Consider the following 13789-nt stretch of genomic DNA (forward strand, 5'->3'; position numbering starts at 1 on the left):
TTCACCTTTTCTTCATTGACATATAGTGTCAAGTATTTTTTCTTGATTTCTTTTTCCTACGGTGTTGCATTCTCTTTTTAGTTGTGTTAAATTATAGTAGTGTTTTTAGCATCGCATAAAAGGCTAACATTGAAAAATTACGTATGTTACGGTAGTTAAGGGAGGGAAATATAAATGGCTCGTGTTTGTGCTATCACTGGAAGAAAAGCTCGTTCTGGTAACTCTCGTTCTCACGCAATGAACGCTACAAAACGTAAATGGGGCGCTAACCTTCAAAAAGTTCGCGTACGCATCGACGGAAAAGTTCAACGTGTTTACGTTTCTGCTAGAGCATTAAAATCTGGCAAAATCGAACGTGTTTAATAATAAAAAAAAGAGCCGCTAGGCTCTTTTTTTATTATACCAATGGAAAAAGCACCGGTAATAGGTGCTTTTTTTAGTCTTTTTTGAAGGTATTTAACATCGCACGAACAATTCCACCAAGAAATTTAGGTAACTTAATTGTATAAAATCTCATGGTTTCCCTCCTAATCCCCATTACTCCACTTGTTCACTATATGATGCAAGGAGCAAAATTGTTTCTTCAATCAGTGCTTCTTATCATCATTAATATGCCAGAAGTAAATGAAAAATTACCTTTTTCCTCAATGAGTTCATTACTAATACAAAGTGTCGATCCCCACTCTATTGTTTTATTAGTAAGAGGGTACTTAAAACCGTGAAGTGTAATACCTTCTACCCTTTCAGTAACTGGTACAAATGATACGTATGGAAAATGTTCGTTTCCTTCAATTATATACATACCAAACTTTTTCACCATTATTTCATTTTTATTGTCCACAATACACATTTCTATGTTTACTTCTAATCCCTTTAAAAGCATCTGAATATTTGCTAAACCATGATCAAGTCTTCCACCAGTAGCACCAAAAATACGAATTAACTTTGGTTTCTGTTCTAAAGCCCAGCTAATTGCAATTTCTAAATCTGTTTGATCTTTTTCTCGCGGGACAATATGTAATTCATTTGTCTGCTGTCCCATCCATGCTAATTCCTCATCAGTAACTGAATCATAATCCCCAAACGCAACAGCCGGAGTGATTCCCCTTTTCAACAAACGGTACACTCCTCTATCAACGGCCGCCCAAACTACTTCTTCATTTTCATACCGAGAAAAATCTGCGCAGTATTCTGCAGGTCCTCCCGCTAAAATATGAATAATCATTTTTCCTTCCCCTTCTATTGTAAAAAGGCAATCTGCCATTCGGTAGATTGCCTTTCTCCTTATTTGCCACTCTAACATGTATAAATAGTGAAGTCTTAATGAACTAGAAGCTTCACTAGGATAACCGTTCATTCTTTATCCGCGAATTACACGAATTGCTTCACCGCGGTCTTTTTGATTGTATACTGCTGATCCCGCTACAAGAACATTCGCTCCTGCTTCAATACAAAGTCTTGCTGTTTCAGCGTTGACACCACCATCAACTTCAATTTCCACTTGTAGATTTCGCTCTTTAACCATTTCTGCAACTTGTTTGATTTTCGGTAATACAGAATGAATAAATTTCTGTCCGCCAAATCCAGGATTTACTGTCATAAGTAATACCATGTCTATATCTTCTAATACATGCTCAATCGTTGAAACTGGAGTATGTGGATTTAATACAACTCCCGCTTTAATGTCATGAGATTTAATTAACTGAATTGTACGATGTAGATGTGGACAAGCTTCTACATGGACAGTAATAATATCAGCTCCTGCTTTTGCGAAAGTTGGGATATAGTTATCAGGATTTTCAATCATTAAATGTACATCTAACGGTAATGATGTAATCGGACGGATTGCTTCTACAATTAATGGTCCAATCGTAATATTTGGTACGAAATGTCCATCCATTACATCGACGTGAATGTAGTCAGCTCCACCTTTTTCTACATCTTTAATCTCTTCCCCTAATCTTGAAAAATCTGCTGATAAAATCGATGGTGCAATTTTAATCATGACTAATACCTCGGCTTTCTCTCTCTAATTTCTTCTACGAATTGTTTGTAATTCTTATAACGATATTCGGTAATCTTTCCTTCTTCAATCGCAGCTTTCACCGCGCATTTCGGTTCAGCAAGGTGTGTACACCCTCTAAATTTACAGTATTGGCTCGCTTCTTTCAACTCTGGAAAACAATATGTAAGATCTTCTACCTCTATATCTATGAAATCAAGCGAACTAAAACCAGGTGTATCCGCAACAAGTCCGCTTCCAACTGTAATTAATTCCACGTGTCTTGTCGTATGCTTTCCACGTCCTAAATGTGAAGAAATATCATTAGTTTTCAATTCTAAATCTGGACGTAATACGTTTAGCATTGAAGATTTCCCAACACCAGATTGGCCTGCAACGACGGAAATACAACCTTCTAAGAATGGTTTCAGAATATCAATACTTTCCGATGTATTTATAGAAGTAAACAACACATCATAACCCATTTCACGATAATCATTTGCATAAGATTCAACAGTTTCTCTCATTTTTTCATCTACTAAATCCATCTTACTAATACAAATAATCGGTTTAATGTTATGATATTCAATCAATACTAAAAATCGATCTAACAGTCCTGGATTAAAATCTGGTTCTACTGCAGAGAAAACAAGAATAGCTTGATCAACATTAGCAATAGGAGGTCTAACAAGTTCATTTTTTCGATCAAATACTTCTAACACATAACCTTCATTCGGATTATCCGCTTGAAAAACAACTTGGTCTCCTACAAGTGGTGTAATTTTATTCTTTCTAAATACACCACGCCCGCGACATTGTGTAATCCCTTCCTCATTCTGCACATAATAAAACCCACTTAGAGCTTTTACAATTTTTCCTTCTGGCATATAATTCTCCTTTATTTTGTATAAAATGAAACTGCAATTAAATATGAATAGACTAGAGTTCTTTAAACAATTATTTCAAAACCCACCAAATATATATCCAGGTTCATATATTTAATCTACCATCAAATTTGAAATATTATTTACAACAGTATCACTTTTACAGCTTTTTGAATCATATATTTTTGCCTGTTATACAGTCCACGATGTAGACAGCATAACAGGCAAGAGTAGTGAATTCCATCTTCTATATAAGGACGATGGAATTCACTATTATTGAGCTGGATATGGTACTTCTTTGTCCATAATCGTTACTCCATCTCGGACAATCTTATAGTGTCCCTTTGCACCTTCTTGAATTACAAATTCTAAAGAAATAATCGCTGACTCAGTAATTGTTCTCGTTTCAACTGGTTTATCCATTTTTTGCTGCATATCTTCTTTATAAATTTCTATTGTTTGCGGCTTTTTATCACCTGTTGCAGAAGCTTCATATGGGATAGAAATGTTATCCACTTTTACCGTTTTCGTCACTTTAGGCTTCGGACCATCGGAGATAACAATCGATACTTTATCTCCTTCTTTTAAAGGTGTCCCAGGCTTTGGTAACTGTGAAATAACAAGGCCTTTATCAACCGTATCTGAATACTCTCTTTTTATATCAGAAACGAGCTTTCTTTCATTTAAATAACCTTTTACACTATTTTCAGTCCACCCTGAAAAATCACCTGGTCTTATTTGATAAGGTCCTTTACTTACCCAAACTTTCAGTTCTTGTTCAGCTTCTATAACCATTTGATCAGGCGTTGGTATTTGCTCTACAATTTCACCTTTCGGCTTATCATTTTCAATATAATTTATTGTAACTTGTTTATATTTTTCTTCTAACTCAGCTCTTATACTATCGAAATCTTTTCCTGTCAAATCACGCATCTTACTTTTCTTTTTCCCACCTGATTGATAGATAGTAATTTTAGAGTTTTCTTTCACTACTCTTCCTGCTATAGGATCTGTTTTTATCACTTTTCCGGCTTCAACATCATCTGTATATACAAGATTAGGTTCAGTAACTTCAAACCCTTTTTCAACTAATGTATTTACAGCTGTCGTATATTTCATACCAGCCACATCAGGAACCTTCACATCTTTCGGAATAAAGAAGCCTGGAATAACAGTAAGTGCTAAGGTTATCCCTATTGCTAAAAGTAAAAATGTTGTAATTAAAACTTTCAGCCATTTAGTACTTCGTTTTTTCTTCTTACCTGATTCGGTCTCTTCTTTTCTTACTTGTTCATCCACTTTACTTCCTTTTAATACAATCGTTTCATCACTTACATTTTGAAATAGTTGTTCTTGTTGAATAATTGGAATCGCTTTCGTTGCTTCCATATCTTCTGGTATGTAAAATGGTTGTTCATTTATTCGTTCTGGGTATAGTGCTGTTTCAATATCTCGTTTCATCGCGTTAGCAGATTGATATCGATGAAATGGATCTTTCGCAGTCGCCTTTAATATAATATTTTCAACACTTTGTGGAATATTTTCATTCCATCTTTTTGGAGATGGCATTTCATTTTGTAAATGTTTTAACGCAATTGCAACAGCAGATTCACCAGAAAACGGTTGTCTTCCTGTTAACAATTCAAACATAACAATCCCAAGTGAATAAATATCTGATTGTTTATTCGCTATACCGCCGCGCGCTTGTTCTGGTGATAAATAATGCACCGAACCGAGCACCGAATTTGTATGTGTAATCGTTGCTGCACTTGTAGCTGTCGCAATTCCAAAGTCTGTTACTTTTATCACTCCGTCATCTCGAATCAAAATATTGTGCGGTTTAATATCGCGATGTACAATCTCAAAATGATGGGCGTGTGCCATAGCGGACGTTAACTGCTCCATTATATCAAGAGCTTCTCCTATCGGTAACATCCCTCGATCGATTATGTATTGCTTCAATGTTCGTCCAGGTACATATTCCATTACAAGATAATATATACCATCCTCTTCCCCAACATCATACATATTCACAATATTTGGATGCGACAACGTTGTAACAGATTGCGCTTCTCGATGGAAACGTTTAATAAACTCTTCATTATTTGAATAGTCGAGTCTTAATATTTTTACCGCTACATCTCGGCCAAGTATATCATCATGAGCTAAATATACATTGGCCATTCCTCCACCGCCAATCATTTTCAGCAGCTTATAACGGTCATTTAAGCGTTTTCCAATCAGCACGTTGCACTTCACCTACTTTCGTTTGTCGAATCCGCATAATCAATAATAACGAGGGTGATATTATCTTCTCCACCACGATCATTTGCTAATTGAATGAGATGCTCTCCCTTCGCCTCGAGCTGTTCATTCAATTGTAAAATTTGTTGCATATCAGCCATAGGGACTTTGTTAGACAATCCATCAGAGCAAAGAAGCAATTGATCGTCTTCTTCGAGCACCAATGTTTTAACATCTAGTCCGACTTTTTCTTCTGTTCCTAACGCTCTTAACAGAACATTCTTTTTCGGGTGATATTCTGCATCTTCTTTTGAAATTTCACCGTGCCTAACAAGTTCATTTACAAGTGAGTGATCTTCCGTTACAAGCGATATTTCTCCCTCTGATGCCATATAACAACGACTATCTCCTATATGACCTATTGTTACAAAACTAGGTGTACAAATCGCCACGATAACCGTTGTTCCCATGCCATTACATTCTACATGCTGCTGAGAGTAAGCATATATGCGCTCATTAATAATTCCAACGTTAGTATGTAACCACTTTTCTACCTTTTTAGGCTCATTCATATTATGCGTTTGCTTCCAATAATCATGGAATAATTGAATAGCCATCGAGCTAGCTACATCGCCAGCTCGATGACCTCCCATTCCATCTGCTACTACCGCTAAAATATTTCCATCTAAATTGCGAAAAACTCCTGCACTATCTTCATTATGTTGACGAACTTTCCCTTTATCCGATAGAAACACGGCTTTCATCTCGTCACCTCGTCTCTTCTTTGCGCTCCTTTGCACGCAACTGACCGCAGGCTGCATCAATATCATGACCTTGTTCACGGCGAATTGTTACATTCACTCCACGATCTTTTAGCGTCTTTTCAAATAAGAAAATTTGCTCTCGTGGCGTACGTACATAATCACGTTCTGGCACGTAGTTTACCGGAATTAAGTTTACATGACATTTTATACCTTTTAAGAGCGCAGCAAGTTCTTCAGCGTGCTCAACTTGGTCATTTTCTCCTCCAAATAAGCCATATTCAAATGTAATACGACGCCCTGTTCTATTTACATAGTATTTAACAGCTTCCATTAAATCAGGTAGCTTATAAGCACGGTTAATCGGCATTAATTTTGAACGTATCTCTGTATTTGCAGCATGCAATGAAATCGCAAAATTGATTTGCATATCTTCTTCAGCGAACTTATAAATTTTTGGAACAATTCCACTTGTTGAAACTGTCATATGTCTTGCACCAATATGAATTCCTTTTTCATGATTTACAATGCGTAAGAATGACATCAAATTATCATAATTATCAAATGGTTCTCCAATTCCCATAACAACAAGAGAACTTACACGTTCTTCTGTTTCATCAAGCGCACGCTGAACTTCTACTACTTGCGCTACAATTTCTCCAGCCTCTAAGTTTCGTTTTAACCCACCAAGTGTAGATGCACAGAACGTACAGCCAATGCGGCAACCCACCTGTGTTGTTACACAAATGGAATTTCCATACTCATGTCGCATTAGTACAGTTTCAATAGAGTACCCATCATATAACTGGAATAGGAATTTAATCGTTCCATCCGAAGACGTTTGTTTTACTAAAGTGTTTAAAGTAGTAATATCAAAGGAATTCGACAATTTATCGCGCAATCCTTTAGCAAGGTTTGACATATCCTCATAATTTTTTACACGTTTTTTATATAGCCAATCAAAAATTTGTCCTGCACGGAACTTAGGTTCTCCTTGTTCCTTTAACCAATCTTGCATTTCATGAAGTTGTAAAGAATAAATTGATGGTTTCTTTGTCTCTAGATTTTTCTTTTGTTTTTTTACAGTCGTTTCCATGATGCTACACCTTCTTTCTTAAACAAGCAATATAAAAGCCATCTGTTGCAAAATAATGCGGTAAAATTCGTACTTGACCTTCATCAATATACGGATTTAACTTTTCTGGCATACGATCTTTTATCGTAGTATCCCATTCAAATTCAGGATGCTCTTGTAAAAATTGCTTTATTACTTGTTCATTTTCTATTTTTTCAATTGTGCACGTACTATAAACAAGGCGACCACCTTGTTTTAACAATGGTGCTATTTTTTCTAGTATCGCAAGTTGAATCGTTGATAACCTTACACTATCGCCCTTATCTTTACCTAACTTAATATCAGGTTTACGTCTAATAACACCAAATCCAGAACATGGTGCATCTACTAATATTTTGTCAAAAGATTCATTTGCAAAATGATCTTGAACTTTTCTAGCATCTAAAGCCATCGTTTCTACATTTTCTAAACCAAGTCTCTTCGCCTGTTGTTCAATTAAACGTACTTTATGTGCGTGTAAATCAAGCGACATTACCTTACCAGTTCCGTCCAAACGCTCTGCAATATGAGTTGTTTTTCCGCCAGGAGCAGCACAACTATCTAGAACTGCATCTCCTTTATTCGGTTCTAAAGCACGTGCTACAAGCATTGAGCTTTCATCTTGAATAGAAAGGAAACCTTTTTTGAACGCTTCTGTATGTGCGACATTTCCTCTTTCAATTTGAATTGCATCCTCTGACAATTCGCCACGTTTTGCTTCTATACCCTCATCAGCTAATAACGCAACCGCTTCTTCTACCGTTACTTTATCAACATTTATACGTGCTGTTGGTACAGGTGGCAACATATTTACTTCACACATTTTCTCTGCTGTCTCTAAACCATATTCGGATGCCCATTCTTGTACAAGCCACATTGGGTGACTCGTTGCAATTGCAAGACGTTCTACTGGATTTTCGATTTCTTCTACCGAAGGTACACCTTCTCGCTGAATTGAACGCAATACTCCGTTCACCATACCTGAAATCCCTTTATGCCCACGACGCTTTGCAATCTCAACAGCTTCATGAATAGCCGCTCTTTCGGGAACTCGGTCTAAATATAACATTTGATATAAAGATAGGCGAAGCAACACTCTTACCCACGCTTCAACCTTTTTTCTTAAAAATGGTTGTAAATAATAATCTAGTGTGTCACGACGTTGAATTGTTCCATATACCATTTCAGTTAATAAACCAATATCTTTTCTGTCAATTGTATTTTTTTCGATCAGATTATTTAAAAGTAAGTTGCTATATGCACCACTTTTTTCTACTTGAATTAAGCCATCCAGAGCTAACTCACGAACATTTTGTCTCATGCATTTTCTCCTAACTTCGTACCAATTTCAGGTTTTGTTCCACGTAAAAATTGTGAACAACTCATACGCTTTTTACCAGACGGTTGCAATTCAGTGATTTTAACACCTGTCTCATTCCCTGTTGCAACAACAAATCCATCTTCTTCAAGAGCTACTATTGTACCTGGTTCAGCTTTCTCTGTAATAGAGATTTTCTCTCCCCACCATACTTTAATAACTTGTCCTGCCAAAGTCGTATAAGCAACTGGCCATGGATTCAATCCGCGAATGTGATTGTATACTTCTTCACCTGTTTTTGTCCAATCAATTATCTCTTGCTCACGTTTAATATTATATGCAAACGTCACTTCAGCTTCACTTTGTTTAATTGGTTCTAGTTTACCCTGAATTAGTAAAGGAACCGTTTTAGATAAAAGGTGTGCTCCTGCTTCGCTTAACTTATCAAATAATGAACCTGTTGTTTCACGCTCTTCAATTTCTACTTCTACTTGTGTTAATATATCGCCAGCATCTAATTTTTCTACCATATACATAATTGTAATACCTGTTTTCTCTTTACCTTCCATGATCGCATAATGAATTGGTGCACCACCGCGAAGTTCTGGAAGTAATGACGCGTGGACATTAATACATCTATACTTTGGCGCTTCTAAAATTTCATTCGGTACGATTTGTCCAAATGCCGCTGTTACAATTAAGTCTGGCTCTAGTGCTAATACTTTTTCATATTCGTCTTTTTCACGAATTTTTAACGGTTGTAATACTGGAATACCATGTTTCTCCGCTTCTACTTTAACAGGAGTAGGTGTTAAAACCTTTTTTCTACCAACTGGACGATCCGGTTGCGTTACAACACCCACTACGTCATATCCGTCCTCGATAAGACGACGAAGCACCGGCACAGAAAAGTCCGGTGTCCCCATAAATACTACTTTCATCATTCAAAAACCGCTCCTTTTAAACCTATTCTAATTCGCCTGCTTCATAATATCTTTTCACTTTAGATGTAAATAAAACACCGTGTAAATGATCGATTTCATGCTGAATTGCACGCGCTAAGAAGTCATCCGCTTCTAATAAAAATATTTTACCGCGACGATTTTGCGCACGTACTTTAATGTAATCTGCACGCTCCACTTCACCATAAAGTCCCGGAAAGCTTAAGCAGCCTTCGGGACCTACTTGTTCACCACGTTTTTCTAAAATAACAGGATTAATTAATTCAATTTTACCCGTATCATCACCTATATCAACAACAGCAACTTGTAAGCTTACACCTACTTGTGGCGCAGCTAGACCAACTCCGTCTGCAATTAACATTGTTTCATGCATATCTTTTAACAATTTCACTAACTTTTTATCAAAGTTAATTACTCTTTCGCATGGTGTTTCTAACACTTCATTTGGATGCTTTACAATTTCTAAAACTGCCATATTTCCCTCCGCTACATTAACATTGTTGGATTAAAATCAATTGAGATTTGTAGCTCTTTTTGCATTTCTGCTTGATAATGTTCATTTACCATTTTGAGCACGTTCTTTAAGTTTGGTTCCCGTTTGTATTTTATCATGCATTGGTAACGATATCTATCTTTTATCCTTGGAATTGCTGAAGCAACCGGCCCTAACACCATTGTTTGCCTTGAACAATGCGTTCGTAAATGACCGACAATTTTTTCCGTCACTTGGACTGCCTTTAATAATTCCGGATGAGATACAGTTACAAGTACAACGTAGTAATATGGCGGATATTGTCTCATTTGCCTCATTTGCATTTCGTACTCATAAAATACATCATATTGTTGATTCTTTGCTAATTCTACACTGTAATGTTCCGGCGTATACGTTTGAATTACAACTTCCCCTGGCAATTCATGTCTTCCTGCACGTCCACTCACTTGTGTCAATAGCTGATACGTCTTTTCACTCGCCCGAAAATCAGGTAGATGAAGCATCGTATCCGCCGTTAAAACGCCAACAAGCGTCACCTTCGGAAAATCAAGCCCTTTTGCAATCATTTGTGTTCCAAGTAATATATCTGCTTTCTCTTCACCAAACGCCTTTAATAATTTTTCATGCATTCCTTTACGGCTTGTTGTATCCACATCCATTCGAATGACCCGCGCCTCAGGGAATAGTTTTGTGATTTCTTCTTCAACCTTTTGCGTCCCTGTACCAAAGAAACGAATATACGTACTATTACAAGCAGGACACTCCGTTGGCATATTTTCCTCATGACTACAATAATGACATTTTAAACGATGGTTCATTTTGTGATATGTCAACGAAATATCACAATGCGGACATTGTACGACATACCCACAATCACGGCACATCACAAACGTAGAATGACCCCTTCTATTTAAAAAGAGAACCATTTGTTCTTTCTTTTCTAATCGATCTGCTATTTTTTCATGCAGTGCCTTTGAAAACATTGAGCGATTTCCATCACGAAGCTCTTCACGCATATCAACAATTTCTACAGTCGGCAAAGCTTGTTTGTTCATACGTTTTTCCATTGTAAGCAACCCATAGACACCTTTTTTCGCTCTAGCAAACGATTCAAGTGTCGGCGTTGCACTTCCGAGAACGATTGGACACTTATGGTATTGTCCTCTCCACACTGCTACATCTCTCGCATGATACTTCGGGTTATCTTCTTGCTTATAACTCGATTCATGTTCCTCATCAATAATAATGATTCCTAAATTTTCAAAGGGAGCAAAAATAGCTGAACGCGCACCAACTACCACTTTCACTTCTTTTCTTAAAATTTTGCGCCATTCATCATATTTTTCTCCAACAGAAAGCGCACTGTGAAGAACTGCAACTTGCGAACCGAACCTACCTTTAAAGCGATCTACCATCTGGGGCGTTAGCGCAATTTCAGGAACAAGCACAATTGCTTCTTTTCCTTTCTCGAGCACCGCTGCTATAGATTGTAAATACACTTCAGTCTTACCACTTCCTGTAACACCATATAGTAAAAATGGATTGTAAGTTTCATTTGTAATTGATGACAAAACCGGTGTAATTACTTGTTTTTGTTCCTCAGTAAGCGGAAATGGTTTCGTTTGTTCAAAATCATCATCGTCATACGGATTCCGGTATACTTCTACATACTTTTCTGAGATTAGACCCTTTTTAACAAGTGATTTTATTGGAGCATCTGTTATTTGTAATTCTTCTGTTAAATTTTTCAACGGTACACTTCTGTAGTTTTCTACAAAATAATAGAGTACATCTTGTTGTTTTTTACTTTTCAGTTCAAATGCTGCTAATTCCAATTTATCTGCCGGCAACTCCGGTTGAACTACTCTTTGTTTCTTCTTCTGCACTTTATCCTTTACTTGATAAACCACTTCAGTCGTACCATTTTTAATTTCTTGTTGAATAGTGCGATATAGGTGCGGCTGCGCTTCGATAGCTTCCCAATCTATCGTTTCCTTCCCTTGAAATAAAGAAAGAATTTCTGGCGCTACTTCTTCTTGGTTACGAAGTTGCAGACGCTTTTTATATGTTGCTTTTATCGCCGTCGGAAGCATCACCTGAAAGGCTGATATCATATAACATAACGTTTCATTTGTAAGCCAATACCCAAGCTTTAATAATTCATCATTTAAAACCGGAGTGACATCTAATATTTCATACAACGCTTTTAACTTTTTACTTTCTAGATCAACCGAATCCTTTATGCCAATAATAAAACCTTGCAATTTCCTCGGACCGAATGGGACTACTACACGCATTCCTGTTTGCACGATATCTTCCCATTTTTCAGGGATAATATAATCAAACGGTCGATCTGTTTGACGTGCAGGTACATCAACAATTACACTTGCAAACTTCATACATGATCATCTTCTAACATCATTTCTATTTGCTTTAATATTTCACGAGCCACTTCTTTCTTCGTTAAAAGTGGCAGCTCAATAATTTCTCCATCTTTTCTATACATTGTCACAATATTTGTATCTGTACCAAACCCAGCTCCTTGCGCCTTCACGTCATTCGCAACAATCATATTTGCATTTTTCTCACGTAATTTTCTCGTTGCGTATTCCTCTATGTTTGTCGTTTCAGCTGCAAAACCAATAAGTAACTGTTGGTCCTTTTTCTCACCTAACGTTTTTAAAATATCCACTGTTCTTTCTAATTCAATTACAGCATCGCCATTTTTCTTTTTCATTTTATTATCATGCACATATTTTGGGCGGTAATCTGCAACTGCTGCTGTTTTGATGACAACATCCACATTCTGATAACGTTGAAGGACTGCCTCTAACATATCTTGTGCAGATTCTACTTGTATTCTTGTTACATGTAACGGTGACTCTAATGCTGTCGGTCCTGACACAAGTATGACATCAGCACCTAAGCCTGCTGCAACTTCTGCGATCGCATACCCCATCTTTCCAGAAGAAAAATTCGTCATAAAACGAACCGGATCAATCTTTTCACGTGTCGGTCCAGCTGTTATTAATATTCGCTTTCCTTGCAATGGTTTTTGTTCTGAGAAAGCCTCTTCTAGCCGTCCAATAATCGCTTCAGGTTCTTCCAGTCTTCCTTTTGCTACATAACCACATGCTAAAAAACCTTCCCCAGGCTCAATAAATGTATATCCTAATGTTTTTAACGTCATCATGTTTTTTTGAACAATTTTATTTTCATACATATGCACATTCATAGCCGGTGCAATCCACACTGGAGCTGTAGTAGCTAACAAAGTAGTTGTAATCATATCATCAGCAATACCGCCAGCTAACTTTCCAATGCAATTAGCTGTAGCCGGTGCAACAAGTACAACATCTGCCCAATCCGCTAAATCAATATGAGCGATAACAGCCGAGTCTCTCTCATCAAACGTATCCGTATATACATCATGGCGAGAAAGTGCTTGAAATGTAAGAGGCGTAACAAACTTCATTGCCGACTCACTCATCATTACTTTTACAAGAGCGCCAGCTTGTGTTAATTTACTTGTTAACGCAGCCGCTTTAAAAACTGCAATGCCTCCTGTTACACATAGAAGTATCTTTTTCCCTTTTAGCATATGACTCGTCCTCTTTCTTTTTCAAACTTATTCTACTGAAATAGAATTTTCAGCTCGTCAGTACCAGTATTTCGTTCCGTCTTTTTCGATTCCTTTTCATCCCTATCGTAAAAAAATAACAACCTACTTGTAAATAGGTTGTTACCGTTACATAGAAAATTATAAAGTCTATGTTTTAATTTGTCGAAAAGAATGTCTTAATCGATTATTTTGTCATCGCATGGTACATATTTTAATACTTCTGCATCGATTTCTTCTAATGATTTACCTACACATTTATGAGAAACAGGCTTTTCAATAACACAATTGTCAGCAATTTGCATTTCACGTGCACGCTTTGCAGCTACTGTTACAAGTGTATATTTAGAATCGATTTTTGTTAATAATGAGTCAATTGATGGATTTAACAT

14 protein-coding genes are annotated in these 13789 nt (G+C 36.9%); 1 reads left to right on the forward strand and 13 read right to left on the reverse strand.

The window, feature by feature from the left end:
- Positions 1 to 174: 174 nt before the first annotated feature.
- Positions 175 to 363: a 50S ribosomal protein L28 gene (rpmB, locus tag NSQ47_RS12800; RefSeq protein ID WP_000124776.1), complete on the forward strand. Its 189-nt coding sequence runs from the start codon at positions 175 to 177 to the stop codon at positions 361 to 363.
- 73 nt (positions 364 to 436) lie between these two features.
- Here rpmB and spoVM read toward each other — a convergent pair whose 3' ends face one another.
- From spoVM to rpoZ, 13 genes are all read right to left on the reverse strand, one after another.
- The gene (spoVM, locus tag NSQ47_RS12805) at positions 437 to 517 is read right to left on the reverse strand and encodes a stage V sporulation protein SpoVM (protein ID WP_001213599.1); all 81 of its coding nucleotides are present in this window, start codon (positions 515 to 517) and stop codon (positions 437 to 439) included.
- A 66-nt stretch (positions 518 to 583) separates the two neighbouring features.
- Positions 584 to 1264 carry a thiamine diphosphokinase gene (locus tag NSQ47_RS12810; RefSeq protein WP_033714868.1) on the reverse strand — a complete coding sequence of 227 codons (681 nt, stop codon included), beginning with the start codon at positions 1262 to 1264 and terminating at the stop codon, positions 584 to 586.
- Between the two features lie 96 nt (positions 1265 to 1360).
- The gene (gene rpe, locus NSQ47_RS12815) at positions 1361 to 2005 is read right to left on the reverse strand and encodes a ribulose-phosphate 3-epimerase (protein WP_002111395.1); all 645 of its coding nucleotides are present in this window, start codon (positions 2003 to 2005) and stop codon (positions 1361 to 1363) included.
- A 2-nt stretch (positions 2006 to 2007) separates the two neighbouring features.
- Complete coding sequence (gene rsgA / locus NSQ47_RS12820; RefSeq protein WP_016106007.1) at positions 2008 to 2889, reverse strand: ribosome small subunit-dependent GTPase A; 882 nt, start codon at positions 2887 to 2889, stop codon at positions 2008 to 2010.
- Between the two features lie 270 nt (positions 2890 to 3159).
- Positions 3160 to 5133, reverse strand: a complete 1974-nt coding sequence (pknB, locus tag NSQ47_RS12825) for a Stk1 family PASTA domain-containing Ser/Thr kinase (protein ID WP_215579443.1) — start codon at positions 5131 to 5133, stop codon at positions 3160 to 3162.
- 8 nt (positions 5134 to 5141) lie between these two features.
- Positions 5142 to 5894, reverse strand: coding sequence for a Stp1/IreP family PP2C-type Ser/Thr phosphatase (locus tag NSQ47_RS12830; protein WP_215579446.1), 753 nt, complete (start codon positions 5892 to 5894; stop codon positions 5142 to 5144).
- A 4-nt stretch (positions 5895 to 5898) separates the two neighbouring features.
- Positions 5899 to 6987, reverse strand: coding sequence for a 23S rRNA (adenine(2503)-C(2))-methyltransferase RlmN (gene rlmN / locus NSQ47_RS12835; protein ID WP_341037094.1), 1089 nt, complete (start codon positions 6985 to 6987; stop codon positions 5899 to 5901).
- A 4-nt stretch (positions 6988 to 6991) separates the two neighbouring features.
- Complete coding sequence (rsmB, locus tag NSQ47_RS12840; protein ID WP_341037095.1) at positions 6992 to 8326, reverse strand: 16S rRNA (cytosine(967)-C(5))-methyltransferase RsmB; 1335 nt, start codon at positions 8324 to 8326, stop codon at positions 6992 to 6994.
- Positions 8323 to 9267, reverse strand: a complete 945-nt coding sequence (gene fmt / locus NSQ47_RS12845) for a methionyl-tRNA formyltransferase (RefSeq protein ID WP_002160723.1) — start codon at positions 9265 to 9267, stop codon at positions 8323 to 8325. The genes rsmB and fmt overlap by 4 nt, the downstream gene beginning before the upstream one ends.
- Positions 9268 to 9289: 22 nt before the next feature.
- Positions 9290 to 9760 carry a peptide deformylase gene (gene def, locus NSQ47_RS12850; RefSeq protein WP_002014496.1) on the reverse strand — a complete coding sequence of 157 codons (471 nt, stop codon included), beginning with the start codon at positions 9758 to 9760 and terminating at the stop codon, positions 9290 to 9292.
- An 11-nt stretch (positions 9761 to 9771) separates the two neighbouring features.
- Positions 9772 to 12177, reverse strand: a complete 2406-nt coding sequence (priA, locus tag NSQ47_RS12855; RefSeq protein ID WP_341037096.1) for a primosomal protein N' — start codon at positions 12175 to 12177, stop codon at positions 9772 to 9774.
- The gene (gene coaBC, locus NSQ47_RS12860) at positions 12174 to 13379 is read right to left on the reverse strand and encodes a bifunctional phosphopantothenoylcysteine decarboxylase/phosphopantothenate--cysteine ligase CoaBC (protein ID WP_341037098.1); all 1206 of its coding nucleotides are present in this window, start codon (positions 13377 to 13379) and stop codon (positions 12174 to 12176) included. The genes priA and coaBC overlap by 4 nt, the downstream gene beginning before the upstream one ends.
- Positions 13380 to 13576: 197 nt before the next feature.
- Positions 13577 to 13789, reverse strand: coding sequence for a DNA-directed RNA polymerase subunit omega (gene rpoZ / locus NSQ47_RS12865; protein WP_002111403.1), 213 nt, complete (start codon positions 13787 to 13789; stop codon positions 13577 to 13579).

It is taken from the genome of Bacillus sp. FSL R10-2780, assembly GCF_038006125.1.
GTDB classification, from domain to species: Bacteria; Bacillota; Bacilli; order Bacillales; family Bacillaceae_G; genus Bacillus_A; species Bacillus_A cereus_U.